Source organism: Planifilum fulgidum (genome assembly GCF_900113175.1).
GTDB classification, from domain to species: Bacteria; Bacillota; Bacilli; order Thermoactinomycetales; family DSM-44946; genus Planifilum; species Planifilum fulgidum.
This window is the reverse complement of record NZ_FOOK01000001.1, coordinates 185242-210563: the sequence shown is the minus strand read 5'-3', so window position 1 is coordinate 210563 and position 25322 is coordinate 185242. Positions and strand designations below refer to the sequence as shown.

At 61.6% G+C, this 25322-nt stretch carries 21 protein-coding genes and 1 pseudogene; 2 read left to right on the top strand and 20 right to left on the bottom strand.

Annotation, left to right across the window (positions count from 1 at the left end; translation table 11 throughout):
- The 8 genes from BM063_RS00925 to mnmH form a co-directional block, all read right to left on the bottom strand.
- Nucleotides 1–268 (bottom strand): transposase (locus BM063_RS00925; protein ID WP_092035456.1); only part of this gene is annotated, 268 nt, incomplete at its 3' end.
- Nucleotides 269–646: 378 nt separating this feature from the next.
- On the bottom strand, nucleotides 647–2149 hold the full coding sequence (locus tag BM063_RS00920; RefSeq protein ID WP_092035435.1) for a solute symporter family protein: 1503 nt from the start codon (nucleotides 2147–2149) through the stop codon (nucleotides 647–649).
- The gene (locus BM063_RS00915; RefSeq protein WP_092035434.1) at nucleotides 2146–2487 is read right to left on the bottom strand and encodes a DUF485 domain-containing protein; all 342 of its coding nucleotides are present in this window, start codon (nucleotides 2485–2487) and stop codon (nucleotides 2146–2148) included. Before BM063_RS00915 ends, BM063_RS00920 begins: the two co-directional genes overlap by 4 nt.
- A 166-nt stretch (nucleotides 2488–2653) precedes the next feature.
- A complete protein-coding gene (locus BM063_RS00910) occupies nucleotides 2654–3487 on the bottom strand; it encodes a LytR/AlgR family response regulator transcription factor (protein WP_092035433.1) in 834 nt (277 codons plus the stop codon).
- Nucleotides 3477–5282, bottom strand: coding sequence for a LytS/YhcK type 5TM receptor domain-containing protein (locus tag BM063_RS00905; RefSeq protein WP_092035432.1), 1806 nt, complete (start codon nucleotides 5280–5282; stop codon nucleotides 3477–3479). The genes BM063_RS00910 and BM063_RS00905 overlap by 11 nt, the downstream gene beginning before the upstream one ends.
- On the bottom strand, nucleotides 5270–6781 hold the full coding sequence (locus BM063_RS00900) for a solute symporter family protein (RefSeq protein WP_092035431.1): 1512 nt from the start codon (nucleotides 6779–6781) through the stop codon (nucleotides 5270–5272). The genes BM063_RS00905 and BM063_RS00900 overlap by 13 nt, the downstream gene beginning before the upstream one ends.
- A gap of 73 nt (nucleotides 6782–6854) precedes the next feature.
- A complete protein-coding gene (locus BM063_RS00895) occupies nucleotides 6855–7190 on the bottom strand; it encodes a DUF485 domain-containing protein (protein ID WP_092035430.1) in 336 nt (111 codons plus the stop codon).
- A gap of 199 nt (nucleotides 7191–7389) precedes the next feature.
- A complete protein-coding gene (gene mnmH, locus BM063_RS00890) occupies nucleotides 7390–8463 on the bottom strand; it encodes a tRNA 2-selenouridine(34) synthase MnmH (RefSeq protein WP_092035429.1) in 1074 nt (357 codons plus the stop codon).
- 261 nt (nucleotides 8464–8724) lie between these two features.
- Here mnmH and BM063_RS00885 point away from each other — a divergent pair, with 261 nt between their 5' ends.
- Nucleotides 8725–9813 carry a DmpA family aminopeptidase gene (locus tag BM063_RS00885; RefSeq protein ID WP_092035428.1) on the top strand — a complete coding sequence of 363 codons (1089 nt, stop codon included), beginning with the start codon at nucleotides 8725–8727 and terminating at the stop codon, nucleotides 9811–9813.
- 1 nt (nucleotide 9814) lies between these two features.
- On the opposite strand, the gene ric is transcribed toward BM063_RS00885, so the two are convergent.
- From ric to BM063_RS00825, 12 genes and pseudogenes are all read right to left on the bottom strand, one after another.
- Complete coding sequence (gene ric, locus BM063_RS00880) at nucleotides 9815–10522, bottom strand: iron-sulfur cluster repair di-iron protein (protein ID WP_092035427.1); 708 nt, start codon at nucleotides 10520–10522, stop codon at nucleotides 9815–9817.
- 217 nt (nucleotides 10523–10739) lie between these two features.
- Nucleotides 10740–11576: pseudogene (locus tag BM063_RS00875) on the bottom strand (MBL fold metallo-hydrolase); the annotation flags it as partial.
- Nucleotides 11519–12574: an ABC transporter ATP-binding protein gene (locus BM063_RS00870; protein ID WP_092035425.1), complete on the bottom strand. Its 1056-nt coding sequence runs from the start codon at nucleotides 12572–12574 to the stop codon at nucleotides 11519–11521. The pseudogene BM063_RS00875 and the gene BM063_RS00870, both read right to left, overlap by 58 nt.
- A gap of 5 nt (nucleotides 12575–12579) precedes the next feature.
- Complete coding sequence (locus tag BM063_RS00865; RefSeq protein ID WP_177198908.1) at nucleotides 12580–13536, bottom strand: ABC transporter ATP-binding protein; 957 nt, start codon at nucleotides 13534–13536, stop codon at nucleotides 12580–12582.
- A 14-nt stretch (nucleotides 13537–13550) separates the two neighbouring features.
- Entirely contained in the window at nucleotides 13551–14423 is an 873-nt protein-coding gene (locus BM063_RS00860; RefSeq protein ID WP_092035424.1) for an ABC transporter permease, read from the bottom strand.
- A 12-nt stretch (nucleotides 14424–14435) separates the two neighbouring features.
- Nucleotides 14436–15440, bottom strand: coding sequence for an ABC transporter permease (locus BM063_RS00855; RefSeq protein WP_092035454.1), 1005 nt, complete (start codon nucleotides 15438–15440; stop codon nucleotides 14436–14438).
- A gap of 124 nt (nucleotides 15441–15564) precedes the next feature.
- A complete protein-coding gene (locus BM063_RS00850; RefSeq protein ID WP_245751950.1) occupies nucleotides 15565–17148 on the bottom strand; it encodes an ABC transporter substrate-binding protein in 1584 nt (527 codons plus the stop codon).
- Between the two features lie 214 nt (nucleotides 17149–17362).
- Nucleotides 17363–17944, bottom strand: coding sequence for a DUF4253 domain-containing protein (locus BM063_RS00845; RefSeq protein WP_092035423.1), 582 nt, complete (start codon nucleotides 17942–17944; stop codon nucleotides 17363–17365).
- Between the two features lie 69 nt (nucleotides 17945–18013).
- On the bottom strand, nucleotides 18014–19978 hold the full coding sequence (locus tag BM063_RS00840; protein WP_342713720.1) for a TRAP transporter permease: 1965 nt from the start codon (nucleotides 19976–19978) through the stop codon (nucleotides 18014–18016).
- A 1-nt stretch (nucleotide 19979) separates the two neighbouring features.
- A complete protein-coding gene (locus tag BM063_RS00835) occupies nucleotides 19980–20408 on the bottom strand; it encodes a DUF1850 domain-containing protein (protein WP_177198907.1) in 429 nt (142 codons plus the stop codon).
- Nucleotides 20409–20488: 80 nt separating this feature from the next.
- Entirely contained in the window at nucleotides 20489–21439 is a 951-nt protein-coding gene (locus tag BM063_RS00830) for a TAXI family TRAP transporter solute-binding subunit (RefSeq protein ID WP_092035421.1), read from the bottom strand.
- Nucleotides 21440–21586: 147 nt separating this feature from the next.
- The gene (locus BM063_RS00825) at nucleotides 21587–21781 is read right to left on the bottom strand and encodes a hypothetical protein (RefSeq protein ID WP_092035420.1); all 195 of its coding nucleotides are present in this window, start codon (nucleotides 21779–21781) and stop codon (nucleotides 21587–21589) included.
- A 271-nt stretch (nucleotides 21782–22052) separates the two neighbouring features.
- Between BM063_RS00825 and BM063_RS00820 the strand changes: the two genes are divergently transcribed.
- Entirely contained in the window at nucleotides 22053–25313 is a 3261-nt protein-coding gene (locus tag BM063_RS00820; protein WP_143085187.1) for a PD-(D/E)XK nuclease family protein, read from the top strand.
- Nucleotides 25314–25322: the final 9 nt, after the last annotated feature.

The following is a 25322-nucleotide window of genomic DNA, read 5'->3' as shown; positions in this document are numbered from 1 at the left end:
GCCACTTTTTTAGGACATCATTCTCCAGTCGCAGCCTTTTGACTTCCCGTTCCAGGTCCTTGTACTCTTTCCGCCTCCCTCTGTGCTCCATTAGCCCAAAATCGCCCTGTTCCCGGTATTTCCGCATCCAGATCTTTAATCGCCCCACATCTTGAATCCCCAGCTCTTCAGCAATCTTTGCCTTGGGAATGCCCTGAAGCCTCATTTCCACTGCCTTCTTTTTCAGTTCAAAGCTATATGTCTTGAATTTCTGTCCTTTTCTTGCCACGAAAATCACCCCTTAAAGTAATTTTCACAGGGGTGTTTTCCTGTGTCTACTTTAAGGGGTGCACTTCAGACGGTCGGCGGGGGGTTATTCCGTGTGCAAGACGGTGAAGGATGGGGGAGGTTCGGCCGCGAGTTGTCGCAACGGCGCGCGAATGCCGGCGGGGATCCGACTTGCCGGATCACGGGTTGGAACGATTCATATGCGGGATTTCCCTGGATCGCCAATCGGAAAATCCATGGAGAAGGCGTCTGTGCCCCCTTCGGCGATCCAGCTTTCAAAGCGCCTTCGGACCCGCGAAATGCTCTTTGACAATCAAAAAGCCCGGCAGCCTCCCGGGAGGGAAAAGGCCGCCGGGTTTCGGTTTGCGGGAAGTGGAGTTTATTCCGCCCCGAGCCCGGTGTTGGAGCGTACGTACAGCTCGGGGAATTTCCGCTCGGCTTCCGGTTCCTTGCCCAGCAGGGTTCCGAGGCAGGCTCCCAGGAAACCGATGGGAACCGAGAGAATGGCCGGGTTGTTCAGGGGGAAGATGGCGCCTTCCCCCATGAAGTTGGGGCTGATCAGCACCAGCACGACGGAGCTGATCAGTCCGGACAAGATGCCCCACACCGCTCCCGAGGTGTTGAAGCGTTTCCAGAACAGGGTGAACAGGATGACCGGCAGGTTGGCGCTGGAGGCGACGGCGAAGGCCAGGGCCACCAGGAAGGCCACGTTCATGTCCTTCGCGATCAGGGCGAGGATGATCGAAACCACGCCCACCCCCACCGAAGCGATCTTGGCCACCCGCATTTGCTCGGCTTCCGTCGCCTTTCCGCCCCGCAGGACGTTGGAATAGAAGTCGTGGGCAAAGGCGCCGGCGGCGGAAATCACCAATCCGGCGACGACGGCCAGAATCGTGGCGAAGGCCACTGCGGAGATGAAGGCGAGGAAGAGGTTTCCGCCCAGCGCTTCGGCCAAGAGCGGTGCGGCCATGTTTCCGGCTTTGTCGGCGGCGGTGATTTTTTCCTGTCCGACGAGCAGCGCCGCCCCGAAGCCGAGGAAGGTGGTCATGATGTAGAAGGAGCCGATGATGAACATGGCCCATACCACGGAAATCCTCGCTTCCCGCGCCGACGGGACCGTGTAGAAGCGGATCAGGATGTGGGGGAGTCCGGCCGTCCCCGCCAGCAGGGCGATGCCCAGGGAGATGTTGTCGAGGGGATTGTCATATTGCAGGCCCGGCTCCAGGAATTCCTGTCCGTATTTGGCGGAGACCTCGTTGAACATGTTTACCAGGTTGAAGTTGTAATTGGCCAGGACCAGGACGCTCAGCAAGATGGTTCCGGTCATCAGCAGCACGGCCTTGACGATCTGCACCCAGGTGGTGGCCAGCATGCCCCCGAAGGCCACGTAGAGGATCATCAGCACGCCGATGATGATGATCGACCATTCGTAGTCGATGCCCAGAAGCAGTTTGATGATCCCGCCGGCCCCGACCAGCTGGGCGATCATGTAGAAGGTGGAGATCGCCAGGGTGCTCAGCGCCGCCGCCGAACGGACCGGTTTGGCCTTCATCCGGTAGGCCAGCATGTCGGCGATCGTGTACCTTCCCGAGTTGCGAAGGGGTTCCGCCACGATCAGGAGCACGACGAGATAGGCGACCAACCAGCCGACGGAATAGAGGAAGCCGTCATAACCGAACAGGGCGATCAGTCCCGCGATCCCGAGGAAGGAGGCGGCGCTCATGTAATCCCCGGCGATGGCGATGCCGTTTTGCCAGCCGCGGATGGACCGGCCCGCCGCGTAGAAGTCGGTGGTGGTCCGGGTGCGTTTGGCGGCCCAATAGGTGACATACAGGGTGATGGCTACGATGATGCAGAAGAGCACGAAAGCCGTCGCGTTCATCGTTCATTCCCCTTTTCCCTGGCGACGATTTTCTCGACGAGACGATCCGTCCTGTTGGCGCTCCGAACATACAGGATGGCGATGATCCAGGCCATGAAGAACTGGGAGAGGGCGAACAGATAGGCCCAGTTCAGGGCTCCTGTCACCCGGGTGTTCAGAAAGTCAAAATATCCGGTCAGGATGGGAAGAGCGAAATAATATACGGCGAAAAAGATCGTTGCGGGGATGATGAACCGCTTTTTTCGGGACATCAGTTCCTTGAACTCCGGCGTATTGGCGATCCGTTCCCAATCATGGGAAGGGGATCGCGTTTCCGCCTGCTGCGGTTGGTTGGCCATAAAAACACCTCCCGAAATGAGAGTGGAAGGGGCGGTTTTTGCAAACCGCCCGCTTTGCAAGCGCTTACTCCTTTTCTATTATATTTAGAAAATACACCCCATTGGGAATTTGGGGTGTAAAATGCACTTTGACGCGCGCGAATTGCAAAGATAAGAGACTGAAACGTCAATATTGACGCAACAGTTCGAAAAGGGGTTTGACCGCGGAACGGCTGACGGGGATTTTCGTGTCTTCCTTGGTTTTGAGGATCAGGTTGCAGGCTCCGTTGAACCAGGGAACGATCTCCTTGATGTAATCGAGATTGACCAGATAGCTCCGATGGGAACGGTAAAAGGGATGGTTCCGGAGTTTTTCCTCCAGCTCCTGCAGGGTGATCTTGGCGTAGACGACCTCCTTTTCCGTGTGAATGGCCACCCGGCGGTTGACGCGCACGGCGTAGCAGATGGTTTTCGGATCGAGCACCACCACTTTCTCGCCGTCTTCCACGAGCAGTTTGGAAGAGCGCAGTTTCGGATCCGAAAAGGGGGAAGGCGGCTTTTCCCTATCGTTCTGGCGGCGGTCGCCCGCTTTTTCCAAGGGGGGATCGGCCTCGCTTTCCTCCGACATCGCCCGGCTCAGCCGCAGCGCCTTGCGGACGCGGGCCATCGCTTCATGCAAGCGTTCCGGATCGAAGGGCTTCAGCAGGTAGTCGACGGCCTCGAGGTCAAAGGCCTGGACGGCGTATTCATCGTAGGCGGTGGTGAAGACAAACAGGGGAGGCGTTTCCTTTGAATCCCGGCTTTCCTCCCGAATCTTGCGGGCGGCGTCGATGCCCGACCGTTTCGGCATCTCGATGTCGAGAAAGATGACGTCCGGCCGGTACTGCCGGTACAGTTCGAGAAGCTGTTGACCGTCTTCGGCGCCGGGGCACAATTCCACGTCCTCTTCCTGGCGGATCAGATAGGCCAGTTCCTCCCGGGCCAGATGTTCGTCCTCGGCGATCATCGCCTTAATCGGCATGTGCGGTGACCTCCTCTCCTCGGTTTCTTTCCCCTGGAGCGGGACAGGGGATCTGAAAGGAGACGATGCTGCCGCCTTTGGGGCGGTTGGCAAAGCGGAGCCTTGCCTCTTCTCCGAAAAGGCGGATCAGGCGCTGATTGACATTGTAGATTCCCATTCCCCCGCTTCGGTCTCCGCCCGGGGAGGGGATCGGCGCCTTTCCCAGCACGGCGAGGATGTGCGGAGGAATGCCCTTGCCGTTGTCCCTGATCACCACCTGCAACCGCCGCTTGTCCTTCCGGTCCCGGGCCAATTCGATTTCCACCAACCCCCCGCCGGATGTGTCCTTCAATCCGTGTTGAATGCTGTTTTCCACCAGGGGCTGGAGGGTAAACGGCGGGATCGGAACCTGTTCGATCCCCTCTTCCCTCCGGTAGCGGATGTCCAGTTTTCCCCGGAACCGCACCCGGACGATTTCCAGATAGGCTTTCAGCTGCTGCTCTTCCTGCTCGAGGGGGACGAGGGAGGATGAGGCGAGCTTCATGCTGCTGCGCAGAAAGGCCCCCAGCTGGACGATCAGGTGGCGCGCCTGGGCGGGATCCACCCGGATCAGGGTGGCGATCAGGTGCAGGGTGTTGAACAGGAAGTGGGGGTGAACCTGGGCCTGCAGATTGCGGAGTTCCGCCTCCTGCAGCAGCGCCTTCGCCTTTTCGGCGGCGATCATGTCCAGCTGATGGGAAAGCAGTTTTTCCAACCCCTGGGCGAAGGCGATCTCCACGGGGCGGATCTGCTGCTGCCGCTGAAAGTAGAGGATGATCTGCCCCACTTTCTCTCCCGTTTCAAAAATGGGAATGAGCAGGGCCGCCCGCAGGGGACAGCGCGGCCGGCCGCAATCCATCCTTTCGTGGCCGGACACCATTTTGAGTCCCGTTTCCCCGATTTCCGCCGATTCCTCCTCCCGCGGCAGGATCCCCCCTTCTCCGTGACCTTTCGCCCCCTTTCCCGCATGGGCCAGCACCCTTTTCCCGTCCGTCACCGCCACCCCGGCCACGTTGGTAAGCTCCCGGTTCAACAGCTCCGCCAGCTTTCGGGCCGTTCGTCCGTTCAGTCCCTGGCGGAGATGGGGCAGGGCGGTTTCGGCGATCTTGAAGGCCCGCCGCGTCTCTCCGGCGGCTTCCCGCTCCTTTTCCTCCAGGGCGACGCGGATCACGGCGGTGAATATCGCGATCCCCACGCTGTTGCTCACCACGAGGGGGACGCCCGCCGCGTTGACGAAGGGAATGGTCTCCTCTGGCCGGGAGCTGAAAATGAGGAAAAGGTGCATGTACAGGATCGGAGCGAACATCCCGATGAAAAGCGCCTTGAAGGGGGAGATCACCCGCTCCTGGGAGAAAAAGCGGGCGGTAAGCCCCGCCAAGAAGCCCGTGATTGGGTTGACGAGGCTGCTGGCCGCGATCAGATGGCCGCCGAGGGTGAGGGTGTATCCGCCGGTGATGCAACCGGCCCCGAGTCCCACGGCGGGGCCTCCCAGCAGGCCGGCGATCACGACGGCGACGAGGCCGGAGCTGACCAGGGTTTCGTCCGGGGCCAAGCCCGTGTACCATAACCCGGAGTAAAAGCGCTCTCCGTCGAAGATCACCCCGGCCTGGGTGCTGGCGATCCCGAACAGGCCGAAGATGACGGAGTGGGAGAGGACGGTCCTTAAGTTGATCTCCCTGTCCAGCAGATAGCGGAAAGAGGGGATGCGGGTGAGCAAAAAGGCGCACAGAAGCAGCAGGGCGATGCGCTGCAGCAGGAGGATGGTCAGCTCTTCCATTCCTGATTCCCGCCTTTCCGGGGCTCCATTCCCGCATGCACCTGCAGCAGGATCCGGTCGAACCGCCGCTCCTCCTCGGGCCGGCGGGTGAGCCATGTGCCGATCACCGCGGCGGCAAAACCGAGGGGAATGGCCAGAATCCCGGGGTTTTCCAGCTTTGTTCCGCCCGGAAGCACAAGCCACAGGGATGCGAGAAGCCCCGCGATCATTCCCGCCACCGCCCCGAAGGCGGTGAATTTTCTCCAGTAAAGGGTGAGGAGAAGCAGGGGAAACTGGGTGGAACCCGCCATCATAAAGGCGAGGGAGACGAGAAAGGTGACGTTCTTCGGTTCCATCAACAGGGACAAAAATATGGCCGAAGCCCCGGTAACGGCGGCGGTTCCCCGGGCCACCTTCAGCTGCTGCCTTCTTCCCGCTTTTCCCCGGTGGAGAAGATGGTTGTAGATGTCGTGGGCGAAGGAGGAAGTGGCGGCGATCACCAATCCGGTCATCACGGCGAGAATGGTGGCAAAGGCCGCCGCCGAAAGGAAGGCCATGACGAAGTCGCCGCCCAGGGTGTGAGCCAAAAGGGGAGCCGCCAGATTTCCCTCGGGGTCGGCGGTCGCCAGCCGATCCCGGCCCACCAGCGCCACCGCGCCCAGTCCGAGGATCAGCGTCATCAGATAGAAGGTGCCGATGATCCAGCTGGCGATCACGACCGATTGCCGCACGGCCCGCTGATCCCGGACCGTGTAGAAGCGGATGAGGATGTGGGGCAGTCCCGCCGTGCCGAGAATCAGCGTCAGGAGCAGGGAAAAGGTTTCCAGGGGATGGGTCAGAAGGTTGCCGGCCCGGAAAAAGCCCTCGGCATAGGGGCTTTCCGCCGCCGCCCGGGCCAGCAGCGCCCCCGGGTCCCAACGGAAACGGGCGAGCACGAGCAGGCAGAGGAGGAAGGTGCCGGTCATCAGCAGTACCGTTTTGATGATTTGGACCCAGGAGGTGGTGATCATGCCCCCGAACATGACATATACGGTGATCAAAAGGCCGATGACCAGCACGGAAATTTGGTAGTCCAGCCCCAGCAGCAGCTGAATGAACAGCCCCGCGGCCATGAGCTGGGGGACCATGTAGAGTACGCAGATCGTGATGGTGTTGAGGGAAACCATCAGGCGGATCGGCCGCTCCGGGAACCGGGCGGCGATCACGTCCCCCAGGGTGTATGTTCCCAACCGGCGGATGGGTTCGGCGATGAAAAACAACAGCAGGAGGTAGGAGACGAGAAAACCGACGGCATAGAGAAAGCCGTCGAAGCCGTAAAAGGCGATGGAGCCCGTGATGCCGAGAAAGGACGCCGCGCTGATGAAATCGCCGGCGATGGCCAAACCGTTTTGGGTGGCGGTCAGATTGCCCGACACGATGTAAAATTGTTGCGGTGTCGTGTTGGTTTTCGCCGCCCAATGGGTGATGATCAGGATGCCGACCAGGATGGCGGCCAAAAAGATCAGGTGTGTCAGGTTCATGGTCTGAGCCTCTTTGCGCAGAGATGGAAGCGTTTTCTTCCTTCCGGAAAATCTGCGGAAGAATCCCGTCTCCTTACCGCCGGCGTTTCTTCCCTGCCGCGGACGGGGCCTCGGCGGAGACATCCTTCCGGCGGAGCGATGCGGCCATCCGATCCCACCGGTCCGCCTGCCGGAGATACACCACGCCCAAAATCCAAACGACGGCGAAATGGGCGAAGGCGTACAGCCAAGCCCAAGTGAAGGGGCCCCACACGGGCCGGTTCATCCCTTCCGGAAACCAGCTGAGCAGCAGGGGGAAAAGAAAGTAAAAGGAGATGAAAAAGATGCCGGCGGAGAGGAGGAACCGCCTCTTTTTCCGGAGAAAGAGGCGGAATTCTTCCGGAGGCGCTTGGAACCGCTCCTGATCCATTCCGGATTTCTTCCTTCCTTCGGGTAAATAAAGGGATAATTATTTGTAGAAAATATTTTCTTATCTTTCTTTATACTATAACCTAAACAAAGATTCAATAAATAGGATATTATTGATAGAAATTGAAAGAAGTTGCTGAAAATCTGGAGGGGAATTGCACTGGAAAAGGGAGGATGGCGGAGAAGACGGCGACCGCCCGTCAAACCGGGATGTCGGTCGCCGTCCGCCGCCTCAAGCGGTTCCAGATTTCTTTGCATGCCTCCACGGCGGCCTCCAGATCGTCCGCATTCAGGTGGATGGCCTCCCCTTCCACCTTTTCCTGGGAGTAGAGGTAGCGGGGGTCGTAATACTTCTCAAGCAGGATCTCCACCACCCGCCGCCAATCGCGCTCCCCGATCCGGAGAGCCAGCTCCTTTCTGACGTCGGGAGGAAGGCGGCGCTCGATGCGGGAGACGGCTCCCGCAACCTGTTGCTGGAGGCGGTCCGGATCCGTCTCCCCGCGCAGATAGGTTTCCAGAATCCGCGACACCCGCACGTCAAAGGAGGCCTCCACGATCACCGGTATGCCGGCCGTCTTGGCTTCCTCCAGAAAATCGGGCATCAAAACCCGTCCGATCCGCTTGCTTTCCGCCTCCATGAACAGATAAGGCTCGTCCTTGAACCGTTCCAGGGTGTGGAAGAGCAGGGAATCGAACATTTTCTGGTTCCGCGGTCGGATCTCCCCCAGCGTCCCGAAGGCGGAACCCCGGTGGCCCGCCATTTCCTCCAGGTCGAGCACGGGAACGCCCTCCCGGGATAGCCGCTTAAGGATGTCCGTTTTCCCCACGCCCGTCAGCCCGTGAAGGACGATCAGGCGGGCGCGCAGGTCGTAGGATTCCAGCCGGGAAACGACATATTGCCGGTAAGCCCGGTAACCTCCCGCCAGCCGGTAGACGGGTCGGTCCGCCAGATCCAAAAACGTGGCGACCGCCTTGCTGCGCATTCCGCCGCGCCAGCAGAAGATGAGGGGCTCGCCCCCTTGGGTCGCTTCCTCCACCTGCTCCAGCAGGGAGGGAATTTTGGGAGACACGATGCGGACCCCCAGTTGGATCGCCTTTTCTCGGCCCTGTTGCTTGTAGCACGTCCCCACGCGGGCCCGTTCCTCATCGTCGAAGAGGGGCACGTTGACGGCCCACGGCACGGTCGCCTCCGCGAACTCTCCCGGGGAACGGACATCGACCCAGCGGAGACGGGGGTTGTTGAGGGCTTCTTCCACCGATATTTCCCGAATCATCTCGCGTGCCTCCGATCGTATCGCCTTGCGCATGCGGCTTCTTCTCTGTATCATCATAACACACGCGGGGGGAAGTCCAAAAATCGGGGGAAGCGGGTTGCGGAAGGCAGGCAAGGAAACAGCCGGAGGGGATGGACGGCGGCTTGAGACGGTCTTTTTTCTTTTCCCTGTTCCGCAGACGGATCGGCCGCGCGAAAATCGGAGGCCGGAGCCGCCCGAAAAGGGCCGGAAAACGGAAAAACCGAGAGTGAGGAGACAACCATGGCACGTAAGCGCTTGAGGGATTACGGACTTGGGGCGGGGGTTCTCCCGACGGGAAAGGAGAATGCGATCACCGACGTGGAGGGGGTTTGGGTGGGCCACTGCACCCTTTGGCAGGGGGAGGAGGTGCGAACCGGCGTGACGGCGATCCTGCCCCATCCGGGAAACCTCTTCCGGGAAAAGGTGCCGGCGGCGGTTCATGTCATCAACGGATTCGGGAAAACCGCCGGATTGGTGCAGGTGGAGGAGCTGGGCACCCTCGAATCCCCCATTCTGCTCACCAACACCTTCTCGGTGCCCGCAGTGACGGAGGGGGCTCTCCAATATCTGATGGAACGGGATGCCGGCATCGGCGAAGGGGCTGGATCGGTCAACGTGGTGGTGGCGGAGTGCAACGACAGCTACCTGAACGACATGCGTGGGCTGCACGTCCGCCCCGAACACGCCCGGGAGGCGCTCCGGAGGGCGCGGGGAGGTCCCGTGGAGGAGGGATGTGTCGGCGCCGGGACGGGCATGGTCTGCTTCGGTTGGAAAGGGGGGATCGGCACCTCCTCCCGACGCATTTCGGCGGGCGGCGACCCGTATCACATCGGCGTGCTGGTGCTTTCCAATTTCGGCAAACGGGAGGATTTTCACCTGCTCGGCGTCCCGGTGGGGCGCCGGCTTAAAGGCCAAACTCCGGAGAAGGAAGCCGACGGCTCCATCATCATCGTCGCGGCGACGGACCTGCCGCTGGATGCCCAGCAGCTTCGCCGCCTGGCCAAGCGGGCGGCGTTCGGGCTGGCCCGGACCGGCTCCTTCGCCCGCCACGGAAGCGGGGACATCGCCATCGCCTTTTCGACGGGCAACCGGATTCCCGCCGAACCGGACAGCGGCTCCCTTTTTCACACCTTCCGCCGGCTGCCGGAGGACGGGGAGCTGCTCTCCCTCTGCTTTCAAGCCGTGGCGGAGGCCACCGAAGAGGCGATCTACAATGCCCTGTTCGCGGCGGAAACGACCTTGGGAAAAAACGGGCGACGGGTGGAGGCCCTGCCGGCGGAGCGGGCGGTGGAGCTGTGGAAGGAAAGCATGGGCCGCTTTCGGCGGTAAATCAGGCTTGCCGGCTGACCCGCGGGAACAGCACGTTGTTTTCCAGGTGAATGTGCTGGAACATGTCCGCCTCCAGCTCCTCGAGCTTCCGGAAGGTGAGGGTGTACGTCCGGCAGGCCCCTTCCGGCAGCCGGTAGTCGTCCGTGATTTCCCTCATCTCTCTTAACAGCTCGCCGGCGGCGCTGTGGTCGTCTTCCAATTTGGCGAGGGTTTCGCTCGCTTTTTGGAAGGCTTCCCGGGTTCCCGCCCGTTCCGCTTCCTTGATGAGGGGGAACACCGTTTCCTCTTCCTCGACCAGATGCTGCTCCAGGTCCGTCTTCAATTGGTGAAACAGCCGGTGAAGCCGGGCCAGTTCGGGATGGGCGCCGCCGTGAACCCGGAAGATCTTGGTGACGAATTGGCTGAGCAGGGGAAGTTCTTCGAGCAAGTAGGCGTGGTGTTTTTGCACGATGTGGTCGATCAGATCGCAAAGGGGCGCGTTTCGCCAGTCCACGTTCTGTTGTTGTTTTTCCAGGGCTTGTTGATGGAGCCGGTTCAACTCTTCCAGGAACTTTTTTTCATCGATTCCCTTTTGCCGCAAGGCTTCGGACAGGGGGCGGTTGCCGCCGCAGCAGAAATCGATTTTGTGTTTCTTCATCAAATTGCCGGCGCCGGGAAAGGCGGCGACGATCTCGCCGACGGTTTCGGAACCGGTAAATTTCCGTTCCATGAATCTTCCTCCTTTTGCAGGGCTATCGCTTCAACGCACGGTTGAAACGAGGACAGGGAGCGGCTTATGCTCATTTTATCCCGTAAGGGCACCGGGACCTGTGATGGGGGTCACACATCCCGGGAAGATGCAGCCGTGTCGCTGTTGAATGAAAAAAAAAAAGGGAAGGGCCTAGCCGCGCCCTTCCCGGCTTGTGATTGGGGCAGTTTTTCCCGCCGTCCACGTACCGGCCGTAATCCGGCAGGGCGATCCGGTCAAACTCCCGAACGAGCCGCTCCAAACCCCTGGACAATTCCTCGCCGGAGACGGGGACGCCGTGGCCGGTGATGGCGCGGGAGGGGTTTAAGGCATGAAGCCGCTTCACGGACTCCCGGGCCGACGGCCAATCCGTCGTCCAGTAGCGGGGCGGCCCGCTGATTTCCTTTCGCTGCATGACGACCTTGTACAGGGAATCCTGCCGGACGGTGACAAAGGCATCGCCCGCGATCAGTGAGCGGTCCGCTTCCCGAAACAGGGAAACATGTCCGGGGGTGTGTCCCGGCGTGGGGATCCACCGCCAGCCCGGCATGCCCGGAACCCGGCCGTCCGGGGGAAGCTTCCGCACCCGGTCTCCCAGGTTGACGGGATCCCTCGGGAACAGGAGGGACAGCTTGGCGACCCATCCCCCCTCCACGGTGGGATCCGGTTCCGGGTAGCGGGCTCGGCCGGTGAGATAAGGCAGTTCCGATTCGTGGGCATAGACGGGAACATCCCATGTCTCTGCGAGATCGACGACGGCGCCCACGTGGTCGAAATGTCCGTGGGTGAGGATGATCGCCTCCGGTTGGTTTTGCGGTCCAAAGCGTTTTTCGGCCGCCGAGAGAATCGCGTCCGCCGATTCCGGCATCCCCGCGTCCACGAGGGCCCACCGGTCGGGGTCTCCGGCCATGACGACATTGACAATCTGAACGGTGAAGCAATACAGATCCGGTGTCACCTCTTGTCCCTCGCCGGATCTCACCGAGACGGCGGGAATCCATTTTCCTTCCATGCTGTCTTCCAGTTGTCGGTCCATCGGGCATCCCTCCCTGTAGAATCATGCCCGACGGCTTCATCGGTATTCGCAAGGAAAGATGGATCGGCTCCGTTTCGGAAGTGACAGGCGCCGCTCCGGTCCTCCCCCCAGGATTCGAAGGCGGGGGCCTCCAGGCATTTTTCCCGACGGAACGGGCATTTTTCATAGAAGATGCAGGCGTCGGCCTTTTCTTCGGAGACCGTCGGGGCGAAGGAGAGCGCATCCCGGGCTTTGCCGAACACGCCGGGCAGGGAAGAGAGAAGGATGCGGGTGTAGGGATGGCCGGGCCTTCGGAACATCTCGGCGGCCGGGGCGATCTCGACGATCATCCCTTTGTAGATGACGGCCACCCGGTCGCACATGTACCGGATGACGGACATGTTGTGGGAGATGAACAGGTAGGTCAAATTCCGCTCATTCTTCAGCTTCTTGAGCAGGTTGAGGATTTGCGCCTGAACGGATACGTCCAGGGCGGAGGTCGGCTCGTCCAGGATCAGAACGGAGGGGTCGGTGATCAGCGCCCGCGCGATCGCGATGCGCTGCCGCTGGCCGCCGCTGAATTCGTGGGGGTAGCGGGCCAGATGTTCCTCCTTCAATCCCACCTGCTCCATCAGGGAAGCGAGCCGCTCCGGCGATCCCTTTTCCTTTCTTTCGGCCGCCCGGAAGGCGTAAAGGGGTTCCAACAGGATTTCCCGGACGGTCATCCTCGGGTTGAGGGACGATTGGGGGTCCTGGAACACGATTTGCAGTTCCCCGGGCCGGGGCATGCGGAAGGACCTTTTCCGCCAGAGGGGTTTTTCCCTGTAGGTGATGGTTCCGCCGCTGGGAGGAGTCAAACCGACCAGCATGTTGGCGATGGTGCTTTTTCCCGAACCGGATTCCCCCACCAGGCCGAAAACCTCTCCCCTGCGGATGGAGAAGTCGGCTCTTCGGACGGCCCGATGGGGCCCGTATCGCTTTTCCACCCGGTGGAATCGGATCAATTCCTGCGTATTCATCCTCTTCACCTCGCAAGCCAGCAGGCCGTGTGACGATTCTGCGACACCGGTTCCAGCGAAGGTTTTTCCCGCTGGCAGCGGGCGACCTTCTTGTGGCAGCGCGGCGCGAAAAGGCAGCCGGCGGGCCGGGCACGGGGATCGGGAGCTTCACCGGGGATGGCCTTCAGGGGCTCTTGAGGGTCCGCCAGATCCGGCAGGGCGTGCAGTAGGGCCCAAGTATAGGGGTGGACGGGTGCCCGGAGCACCTCCGCCGTGGGACCCGTTTCGACCACTTCCCCGGCGTACATGACCGCCACCCTCCGGCACAACTCGGCCACCACCCCCAGATCATGGGTGATGAACAGGACGGCGGTCCCCCTCTTTTCCGACAGCTCCCTCATCAGTTTGAGAATCTCGTGCTGGGTCGTCACGTCCAGGGCGGTTGTCGGTTCGTCGGCGATCAGGAGGGAGGGGGGAGAGGACATCGCCAGGGCGATCACCACCCGTTGCCTCATCCCGCCGCTCAATTCGAAGGGGTATTTTTCCGCCACCGATTGCGGGTCGCGGATGTGCACCTCCTCCAGGGCGGCCACCGCCAGCCTGCGGGCTTCCCTCCGGGATACGCCCCGGTGCCTCCGGATCACTTCCGCCAGCTGCCTCCCCACTTTCATCGTCGGGTGAAGGGCGGTCATCGGTTCCTGGAACACCATGCCGATTTCCTTGCCGCGGATGGTTGTCCACGCTTTTTTTTCCAGTGTCAGGAGGTTCCGGCCCCTGTACAACACCTCTCCGCCGGTGACCGCGGCGTTTTTGCCCAGAAGCCCCAGGATCGCCAGGGCCGTCACCGATTTTCCGGATCCCGACTCGCCGACGATCCCCAGAATTTCCCCTTCCTCGATGGAGAGAGAGACCCCTTTCAGCGCCTGGACGGTGCCGCGGATCCCGCGGAACTCGACGGACAGGTTCTTGATCTCGAGCAGCATGCTTTCTTCCTCCGTCAGTTGGATTTCGGGTCCAGGATGTCGCGAATGCCGTCGCCGATCAGGTTGAAGGCCCCGGAGGCCAGGAAGAGGGCCAAACCCGGGAAGGTGGGATACCACCAGTAATCCAAGAGGTATTTCCAGCCCACGCTGATCATGGCGCCCCATTCCGGGGTCGGCGGTTGGGCCCCCAGTCCCAGGAAACCGAGGGTGGCCACCAGGAGGATGGCGTCCCCGATATCCAGCGTGATTTGAATGATCACGGCGGTAACCGAGTGGGGAACGATGTGTTTGGCGATGATCCGCCAGGGCCGGATGCCGAAGGTTTTGGCCGCTTTGACGAACAGCATCTCCCTTGTCTCCAGCGCCTGTCCCCGGGCCAGGCGGACATAGACCGGGATTTTGACGATGGCGATGGCGATCATGGCGTTTTGCAGGTTGGGTCCGAGGGCGGCGGACAGGGCCATGGCCAGGATCAGGGCGGGAAAGGCGAGGATCATGTCCATGACGCGCATGATCACCTGGTCGACGGTTCCGCCGAAATAGCCGGATATCGTTCCGAGGATCATGCCGATCAATCCGGCGGCGACCACGACGGCCGCCCCGATGCCGAGGGACAGTCGGGCCCCGTAGAGAATGCGGGTGAAGATGTCCCTTCCCACTTCGTCGGTTCCGAACCAGTGGTCGGGGGAGGGAGGCTGAAAGCGCTCGGCGATCCGGATCTCGGTCGGGTCATAGGGCGAAAGGAGCGGTGCGAGCAGGGAAGCGAGGAGAAGGAGCGCGATGAGGAGGATTCCCGCCAGCATCAATTTGTTGTTCTTCACCTTGTGCCAAACGGGATGGATTTCGCCCTCCGGCAGGGAGGGGCGGACGGCGGCCTGCTCCTGCATGGTGATCCCCCTTTATTCCTTGATCTGCGGGTTCAGCAGAAAATAGGTCAGATCGACGAGGAGATTGATCAGGACATAGCCGACGGCGATGACCAGCGAGAACCCCATGATGGCCGGAAAATCCAGATAGGCGATGGATTCGACCACGTATTTTCCCATGCCCGGCCAGCCGAAGATCGTTTCCGTCACCACCGCCCCTCCCAACAGGGAGCCGAAGGAGGTTCCGATCACGGTGACGGCCGGGATGAGGGCGTTTTTCAGCGCGTAGCGGAAAAGAAGAAAGGGTCCGTGGATGCCGTTGGCGATGGCCGTGCGGATGTAATCCTGCTCCAGCACCTCGATCATGCTGGCCCTTACCTGGCGGGTGATGATCGCCAGCTGCGCGTAGGACAGGGTGAGGGCGGGGATCAGGATGTGCCACAGGCTGTTTTTGAAGGCGATGAAGTCCAGGGTGAGCAAGCTGTCGACCAGATACAGTCCGGTGATGCGGGTGGGGGGATGGATGTCCATGTCCAGTCTCCCGCTGGAGGGGAACCAGCCCAGGTACCCGTAAAAGATGAGGATCATCACCAGACCGCTCCAAAAGACGGGGGTTGAAACCCCCGCGATGGAGAAGAGGCGGCTCGCGTGATCCCAGAAGGTGTCCTTTTTCACGGCCGCCAGGACGCCCAGGGGAATGCCGACGAGGATGGCGAAGAGGAAGGCCAACAGGGCGAGCTCCAGGGTGGCCGGGAAAAACGCGATCAGGTCGTCCAGCACCGGCTTTTGGGTGCGGATGGAAATGCCCAGATCTCCGGAAAGCAGTCCCTTCAGGTACTGTACATACTGGACCCAAAGGGGCTGATCCAGGCCGAGCTGCTCGCGCACCCTCTGCAGGGTTTCCTCGCTGGCCCGTTGTCCCACCATCATCCGGGCGGGATCACCCGGAATCACGCGGGACATCAGAAAGGTCATCAGGGTCACCCCGAAGACGACTAGGAAGAGAAGCAACAGGCGTTTGAGGATCATTTTCATCATGGGAAAACACTCCTGTCGGATCGCATTTCGGTCTCCGGGCAGGGGATGCGTCCCGTCCTTCGGGCAGGGTCCCACAAAAACGAAAGGGGGCCACAATACCCGATTCTTTATTCAAAAGGAAGGGTCATTTGGACATTTCGGCGATGTTGTAGATTCCCTCGAGCATCGGGTTGTACACGAAACCTTTCACCTCTTTGCGGATCGGCAGGAGGAAATCCTTTTGGTAGAGGTAGATGTAGGGCGCCTCTTCGATCGCGATCCGCTGGGCCCGGCGATAAAGCCTGATCCGTTCTTCCTTGCTGTTGATGGAGGCCGCCTTGCGGACGAGCCGATCCATCTCTTCATTCTTGTAAAAGGCGCGGTTTCCGGCCAGACCGAAATTCCTGGAGTCAAACCAGTTGTTCATGAACATGAAGGGGTCGGCGAAATCCGGGCTCCAGACCCCCGTGCAGAGGTCGAATTCCCCGCGGTCGATCATTTCGCGCATCGTGGCGTAGGCCACCTTTTTCAGATTCACCTGGATGCCCGCTTCGGCCAGATTGGCCTGGACCGTGAGCGCTTCCGTCTCCCACCAGGGTTTGTTGTCCGAGTACAGGAGATCGAGGGTCAGGTTTGTGACGCCCGCCTCCTTGAGCAGGGACTTGGCCTTTTCCACGTCATGATCGTACACGGGGGCCTCGGGATCGTGTCCCCACAGCCCCTTCGGAATCGGACCGCGCAGCCGGGTCGCGTACCCCTGCTGAACCGCCTCGATCAGCGATTCGTAGTCGATGGCGTGGCTGATGGCCCGGCGAACCCGGGGGTCCTTCAGGGCCGGATTCCCTTTGCCCGTGTTGATGTAGAGATAATCCACCAGCAGGCTGGGCTGTTGGAGCAGTTTGACATCGGGCATCTTTTTCACGGACTCGATCTGCTCCACCGGGATGCCTTCGGCCACGTCGATTTCCCCCTTTTCCAGCTGCAGGCGCTGGGCGGAGGGGTCGCCGACAATCTTAAAGTAAACGGTTTTGAAGGAGGGCTTTTTCAGGCTGTGGGGGTTTTGTTCCAGCTTGATATATTGCCCCTTTTTCCATTCCGTCAACTGGTAGGCCCCGCTTCCCATCGTGTGGTTGGCCAGATAGTTTTGGCCCAGGTCCCCGTTTTGCTCCTTTTCCATCACTTTGGGGTTTACGATGCCTCCGTAGTTGGCGGCCAGGGTGGACAGGAACGGAGGAAAGTTCCGTTTCAGCACAAAGGTGACCGTCGTCGGGTTTTCCACCCGGATTTCCGAGATGATGCCGTAGATCTCCGAAGGACCCTTTCCGATTTTCAGGAGGCGGTCGAAGCTGAATTTGACGGCTTCGGCGTCGACCGGCGTTCCGTCGGCGAATCGGTGTCCCTCTTCCAGGGTGAAGGTCCAGGTGCGGCCGTCCTTGCTCACTTTCCATTCCTTCGCCAATCCGGGTTTGACTTCGGTGCTGCTTCCGTCGTATTCGACGAGCCGTTCATAGGCGGGATAGGTGATTTTCCACGCCGAGTTGTCCATCGTCACCGCCGGATCCAGGGTTCCCTGATCCGCGCTGATGGCCACGACAAAGGTGTCCTTGGCATTGTCGACCCCATCCTGCGATGTTTCTTCGGAGGGGGCGTTCGCGTTGGGGGCGCAGGCGGCCGACAGCAACAAGAGGACTGCGATGAACGCCGGAGAGAATCGCTTGATCATTTTCATGGACAGCACTCCTTCCCCGCGGAAATCCGGGATTGAAGATTGAGGCATGAGGGGGTGCGACGCAGGCGGCGTTTGTTTTCAACATTTCATATCGTCCGATTTTTCCACCTATTATTATACCCGCTTTCAAAAGGGAGAAGGGGGAAATTCGGGTTTTAAGCGGAGACAAAAGGCCGCCGGTTGAAAAACCGGCGGCCTGACGGAGGAGGAGGCCCTAGTCCCACCAGAGGGGCACGGAACGGTTTTCCCGGATGTAGTCGATCAAGTCCTCTTCCTCGTGAAACATCTGCGCGCGCAGATCCGGACAGAAGCCGCACAGGTCGTAGATGAATTCGGAGTAGTCCTCGGGCAGCCGGGACAGCCCCAGTTCCAGCGAGTCGTAGGTGGCCTGGAGGATTTTCAACTCCCCGTATTTTTCTTCGATCTTTTTCAGCTCGCAGATCAGATCATACGTATAGATATCATAATTGGAACCGTCCGTCTTCGCCCAGCAGAGGATGTCGTATTTGGAGTCCGATTGACCGACGGCCACTTCCACCCCCGATTCGAATCCCTCCATGTAAAAGATGTGGACATCGGGTTCCGCCTGCTTTTTCACTCGCTCCACGAAGGCTTCGGCGCGGTCCCAGTCCAGCAGGGCCTTCCGCGCACCGGTATCCCCCGGGGTGAATCGATGCCGGTAAGGTCCTTTTAGGAAGAAACAGAAAATCTCCGCTTCGTCCAGAATGATGGGCTCCAGAGGCTTTCCCGCGCATTTTTCCAATTCCCTGCAAACTTCCTGAAAGTTCATCGCCATGATTTGCGCTTCCCTCCTTGCAAATCCGGTGCGTCGAAGGGGATGAGTTTCTTGGAAAAAGGAAGGGGGTCAGCCGGATAAAGAGATTCCGTCCGTTTGGTTTCGCTTGCGCCACCATTGCCAAAGGAATACGGAAACGCCCACGCCGGCCCCGGCGAGATCCGTGATCAGACCGGGATCGATCAGAAGCAGGGAGCCGGCTCCCAAAACGAGGCGCAGCAGGGGCGAAAGGGGGGCAAGCAGATACCCTTCCACGGCCGCCCCCAGCATCAACACCCCTGCGGCGGCGGTGACGGCCAAGCCGAGGCCCTCGGCCCATCCGGCGTTGACCAGCAGCAGTTGGTCGGAGTAGACGAACATGTACGGGACGAGGAATCCCGCGGCGGACAGCTTAACGGCGGCCCATCCGGTCCGCATCGGGCTGCCGCCGGAGATGCCCGCCGCGGCGAAGGCGGCCAGGGCGACCGGCGGCGTCAGATTGGCGAAGATGCCGAAGTAGAAGACGAACATGTGGGCGACCAGGGGTTGAACGCCCAGTTCCACCAGCGCCGGCGCCGCCATGGTGACCGTGATGACATAGGCCGGGATGGAGGGGACGCCCATTCCCAGCAGGATGGACGCCGCCATGGCGAAGAGAAGGGTGAAGAACAGGTTGCCGTTCCCAAAATCGATGATCCCCTGGGCCAGATTCAGTCCGAACCCGGTCAGGGCGGCGACCCCGACGATAATGCCCACCACGGCGCATGCCATGGCCACCCCGATCGCCGAGCGCGCTCCCTCTTCCAGGGCGTCGATCAGGTCCCGGAGGCTCATCCGGGTCGTTTTGCGCAGGGAGGCGACGGCAAGGGTCACCAGGATGGTCCAGAAGGCGGTGTACAGGATGGTGACGTTGGTGAAGAACAGCATGTAGATGAGAAACAGGAGGGGGATGACCAGGTGTCCCCGCTCCTTCAGCACATCCCTCACCCGCGGGATTTCCGAGCGGGGGATGCCCTTCAGCCCCAGGCGGTCGGCCCGGAGATGGACCTGGGTGAGCACGCTCAGATAATACAACAGGGCCGGCAGCAGCGCGGCCAAGGCGATGGTGGAATAGGGGATTCCCAGGGTTTCCGCCATGATGAAGGCGGCGGCCCCCATGACGGGCGGCAGCACCTGGCCGCCGACGGAGGCGCTGGCCTCCACGGCGCCGGCGAAGTTCCGCTGGTAGCCGATTTTCTTCATCAGGGGGATCGTAAAGGCTCCCGTGGTCACCACGTTGGCGACCGCCGAACCGTTGATGGAGCCCAGAAAGGCGCTGGACAGAACCGCCACCTTGGCCGGTCCTCCCTTGGAGGATCCGGCGAGGGCCAGGGCCAGGTCGTTGAAGAACTGGCCCATTCCCGACTTGGAGAGGATGGCCCCGAACAGGATAAACAGGAAGATGTAGCTGGCGGAGACGCCGATCGCCGTGCCGTAGATGCCCTCCAGGCCCATGAACATGTAAGCCAGGGTGTCTTCCCAGGTGTATCCGCGGTGGGCGAAGGCGTCCAGGGGAAACTGCCTTCCGTACACGGCATACAGCAGAAAAAGCAGGGCCAGGACCGGAAGTCCCCAGCCGATCACCCGGCGGCCCGCCTCCAGGACGAGAAGGACTGCGGCGATGGAAAAGATCAGGTCCGTCGCATTGTACAGGGTGGTCCCCCGCTGGACGATGCCGGCGAAATCCCCCACGACGTAGGCGGCCGTGGCCAATCCCGTCAGGGCGAGAATCGCGTCATACCAAGTGATCCGGTCCCTCGGGCTTTTCCGGCCCATGGGGTACAGGAGAAAGACCAGTGCCAGGATGACGCCCAGATGGATCGCCCGATGGGGATGGGTGTTGAACAGGGGAAAGGCGGAGGTGTACAGCTGGTACAGGGAAAGGCCCGCCGCCAAAAGGGTGACGAGGACCGCCTGCCACCGGGGTTTCAGGATCCGGAACCGCATTTCCTTGTCGTATTTTTCAAGCAACTTCCTGCTGCCGTTTTGCGCTTGTTCCCGGCTCAAGGATTTCACCTCACTCGATGATGCCCGCAATGCGGGGCCTTTTCCGGATGCGCACCTCGACGGGAGCGTGGTGGGGAACGCGGGATCTCAGGTCGAGGTCCCGGTTTCCGAGATGCAGCTTGTGGCCTGCGCGGCGGGAATAGATGAAATGGAGGGCGTCAAATTCCCGGTGGATCCCGTGCATCACCACCCATCCCCCCTCCACCTTCGACTCCGGAGCTTCCACGTCGACGCCGGCCCCGAAGGACTTCACGCGCACCTCCGTCAGGATCAGCTTCGTCCCCCTGATCCGGTACTGCTCCACCCAGGGCGTGCGTTCGACGGAATGGATCCACGACAGGCGGATCCGCGCATCCTCTTCCGCCGGGAAGAGGCCGTATCGCCGGCCGCTTTGTTCATCGATAATTTCCAGGAATCTGACGGGAAGGAAAAGCCACACTCCTCCGAGCACGAGAAGGATTGCGGCCGCCGGGAGAACGGCGAGCCTTGGCCGCCGGAAGGCTTTCACCGACGGCGGAATTATTCCGCCCCCGCTTCCTTGAAGTATTTTTCAGCCCCGGGGTGGAAGGGGACGGGAACGGACTCCTTCGCCGTCTCCAGTTGGATCGCTTTGGCGGCATTGTGCGAGCTCTGGATCTTTTCCAGGTTTTCAAACATCGTCTTGGTCAACCGGTATACCGTCTCCTCATCCATATCCCGGCGGACCACCAGCAGGTTCATGATGGAGGCGGTGGGCACATCCTCCTTGTTTCCGTACGTGCCCTTGGGGATGGTGTTTTCGGCGTAGTACGGATAGAGCTCCTTCAGCTTTTTCATCCCTTCTCCTTCGATGGGGATCACCTTCACCTCGTGGGTGGTGGACAGGTCGGTCACCGCCGGGTTGGGGATGCCGGAGGTGACAAAGGCGGCATCCACCGTTCCGTTTTTGATGCCGTCGATCGCTTCGCTGTAGGAGAGGAAGTCCTCCTCGAAGTCATCGTAGGACATGCCGTGGGCTTCCAGAACCGCCCGGGCGTTCAATTCGACCCCGCTGTTGGGGGCTCCGACGCCGACCCGTTTTCCCTTCAGGTCCTCGATGGTCTCAATCCCCGAATCCTTCGTCGTGATCACCTGGACATAGTTGGGGTACAGGGAGGCGACGGCGGCGAAGGATTGCACCTTTTTGTCGAAGGGGCCGGTTCCCTCATAGGCCTGGGAGGCGGCATCCCCCATGATGATTGCCAGTTCGGCGCGCTTTTGGTCCAGCAGGTTGATGTTTTCCACGGAGGCGCCCGTAGCCTGCACGGAGGTTTTGGCTCCCAGTTCGGCTTCGTACAGCTTGCCCAGGCTGGCGCCCAGGGGATAATAAACCCCCGATTGCCCTCCGGTGGCGATGGTGAGAAACAGCCGGTCGTCCGCGCCGCTTCCCCCGCCGCAGGCGGACAGAAGCACCACGGAGATCAAAATAAAAATATGGGAAAGCCTTCTCATCCTTCCACCCCGCTTTGATCGATATATTCTTCCAATTCCGATGATAAGGCAGTTTCAATTTTCGATCAAACAAAAAATTCCCCGTATCTTTCAAAAAAAGACCGATGGAGGCGACGACAAAACCCGGCGCATGCCGCCGGGTCCTGCTCACCGCCGCGGAGATCCTTTGGATCTTTTCGGCCGTTTCATTTCCTTCGCCCTTCCGGCCGGTTCCGTTTCGGGAGGGTGAATCTCCCAGGTTTCCTGTATGCCGGCGGTGACGCGGGTGGCCGGATCGCAGCCGGACGGATAGTCGGCCAGCCGGCCGTCCCTCAATTCGTCGGGATGCGCCTTATTGTCCATCCTTCCACCCCCTGACACGGCGCTTCGACGGTTTTTCCGTCATGAAACAAAATGCGGAGAAAATGGTGTATACTGAACGTACGTTCCATGAAGAAGGCAATTTACGGATTCGCCGCTTTGGGCCAGGCGTGCCGCGGCGTGTTCGACGGGCTGTCGAGGTACATAGAGGGCGGACGGCTTGACGTTGCCGACAATTGCATCTTGTCCCGTCCCGGTAACGGGTATGACGGAAAATCCTGCCATCTTTGACCGGCGGAAGGAGGGAGAGGATGTGCCCGGAGTGATTTATCTGTATCCCGCCTCCCGCCTCTCCTGGGGCATGGGATGGCCCTTTGGCCTGCCTGGCGGGGAGGAGGAGATGGTCTATCTCGTTCCCTCGTCCCGGATGGCGTCGGAGATGCGCTGGCGGCTGGAGGGATATTCCCGGCTGGCCCGCCGGGTCCGGATTTTCACCTTTGACCAGTTTGTCTTGCATCATCTGCCCGAAGAGTCCCTTCACCGCATGTCCCCGGCGGAGCAGGAACTGATCGTTCATCAGGCGGTGCTCCGGGCGGCGGAGCGGGGCGGCTTTTCCTATTTTCAGGAGATGGTCAACCGTGAGGGATGGCTGAAAAAGGTGGAGACCTGGATCGGGATGATGAAGCGGGGAGGAATCCGGCCGGAACGATTGACCGCCCTGTGGCGGAACCGGGGGGCGAAATGGTCGGAATTGGCCCGGATCTATGAGGCGTACCACGAAATCTTGGAGCGGTGCGGGCTGTTGGATCACGAAGAGCCCTATTTCCGGCTGATGGGCGAAATCGCCCGGGGGCGGGTGCGGCTGCCGGAGCGGGTGGTCGCGGAGCATTTTTACGATCTGTCGCCGCTGCAGGAGCAGCTGCTCATCCAACTGGTGACGGCGGATGTGCCGACGGAGCTGCATCTGGTGTGCGACGCGTCCCGGGAGCGGCTGTTCGGGGAAACCCGGCGGACGGTGGAACGGCTGTCCCGGCGCGGTTTCGTCGTCCGGTCCGGTGAGATCGAAGGGGCGGAGCCCTGGGACAATAAAGCCGTCCCCCTTCGCCATCTGACCGATCGCGCCTTTTCGCGGGAGCCGGAGAAGGCGAAGGCCGACGGGGCCGTGGAAGTGATCGCCGCCATGGGGATCCGGCGGGAGGTGGAGGCGGTCGTCGCCCGCATCAAGCGGTGGCTGCAGGAATCGGGGGGAGCGCTGGAGGAGACGGCAATCGTCGCGGCCGATCCGGAAACGTATCTGCCGGAGCTGTTCCGGGCGCTGGATGAGGCGGGTCTGCCCTGTTCCCGGAGCCGGACGCGCCCCCTGTCGGATCATCCCCTGTTTCGCACGGTCCGGGCGGCCCTTTTGGTCCGGATGGGGAGAAAGGACATGGGACTCCATCTGCTGCGCAGCCCCTACATTCCCTGGGGGGATCGCCGGACCCGCGGCGAGTGGGCGGCGCATCTTCGGCGGTGGGGGATGCCGGATTGGGCCTCCGGCCTTCGAAAGCGGCTCGAGCAAATGTCCGGAGAGGACGAAGAGAGGGTCGCGCCCATGCTCCGGCTGCTGGACTGGGTGGATGCCATCCCCCACAGCGTTTCCTGGGCGGAGCGGATTGCCTGGTTCCGGGAGTGGATCCGCCGGATCGAGCCGGCGGCGGAGGGATCGGAACTGGCCCGAGATCCCGGTTTGCTGCCGCTTTTGGCCGAGGATCTCCACGCCTTTCGCCAGCTGGATTCGATCGCGGAGGAGTGGGCGGCCCTATATGCCCGGATCGGCGCCGACCGCAAGAAGAGCGATCTGCCCTCCTTCGTCGCCGCGCTGACGGCGGCGGCCGAGCGGAAACCGGTGCGCGGACGGCCGGGGGTGAGGGGAGGCCTCCGGGTCCTGGAACCCAACCAGGTGCGGGGGGATCGCTACCGGGCGGTCTTTCTCCTCGGCTGCGCCGAGGGGGAATGGCCCCGGCCGATCCGGGAGGACTGGCTTCTTTCCGATGACGAGGCGAACCGGTTGCGGGACGAGGCGGTGCTTCTGCCCACCACCGACGAGCGGCGGCAGCGGCAGCTCACCTCCTTTTTCCTGTGCGCGGCGGCGGCCGAGGAGCTGCTGGTGCTTTCCTGGCCGAAGGTGGACGATGAGGGGAAGGAACGGCTCTTATCCCCCTATGCGGACGAGCTCCTCCGGGTGTTTACGCGGGGGAGCATCCGGTGGAGGGAGATGGGCGCCTCCCTGTTGCCCGGCGATTGGGAAGCGTGTCACTCTCTCCGCCGGGGGATGGAACGGGCCGTCCACCTGTTGAGCCGCATGCCCCCTTCCGGGGAAGGGGAGCGGGAAGACGGGGAAAAGGCCCGCCGCTTGCTCCGCCGCTGCGCGGCCGAAGAGGGCGCCTTCCGGCTCCGGGCGGAGCGGATCAGGGCGGAGCGAACCCGTTGGACCGAGGGATTTACCGCCTTCGACGGGGTGCTCGGGGACGGCCGCCTGCGGGAACGGCTCCGCCGCCGGTTGGAGGGGCGGGTGTGGAGCGCCTCCCAGTTGAACGAGCTTGCCCTGTGCCGTTTTCATTTTTTCGCCGGGCGCCTGTTGGAACTTGGCGAAAGGGAAAAGCCGGAGGACGGACTCACTCCCTTGGAGCGGGGGGAGCTGTTGCACCGGATCTTGTGCCGTTTCTGGGACGGCTACCGCGACCGCCCGCCGGAGCCCGGGGAGAAGGAAGCCGCCCTGCGGCGCCTGGACGCCATCGCCGACGCGGTCATTCGCGAAGCCGCCGCTTCCCTGTTTGCGGACCGGCACCCCCTTCACCTGCGGGTGGAGAAGATCCGTCTCAAACGGCAGCTTTGGTCCATCCTGGAACACGAGTTTTACTGGCGGGGCCGCAGCGGGGACAAGGGAACGATGCGACCCCGCTATCTGGAACTTTCCTTCGGAATGCCCCTCGATCCCGTCCTCCTTCAGCGGGGCGAATCGGACCCCGCATCCCGGACGGAGCCCGTGGAGATCCTCCTCCACGGCGGGGTTCCCCTCCGGCTGCGGGGGAAGGTGGACCGGATCGATGTGGATGACGAGGGGTACTACGCGGTCTACGACTACAAATCGGGAGCGGCGCCCCGGACGGAGGAAGTCCGGGCAGGGATTCACCTGCAGCTTCCCCTGTACCTTTGGGCCCTGCAGAAGGGGTTCGGTTTTCCCCCGGAGAAAGCCGTCGGGGCGGCCTATTATGTTCCGGGCAGCCCCGGGAAGCGGCCCACGGAGAACCGCAACCAGGGCTTGTGGCGCAAGTCCCTGGCCGGGCGGGCGGGAATCCTGGACTCGGTCCGCTCCGCGCTGGACGAGGAGACCTGGGCCCGGACCCTGGATGCGATCGGGGAACGTCTGTCCGCGGGTCTCCGCCTCTCCCTTCAGGGGAACTTCGCCGTCCAGCCGGCGGCGGAATGTCCGGCGCACTGTCCCCACCGCACCATCTGCCGCTTTGATCCCCGCCGGACGGCCCGGAAGGAGGGGAGCGCGGAAGGACCCTCCTTCGGCTCCGGACAGGGGTGATATGCGGGA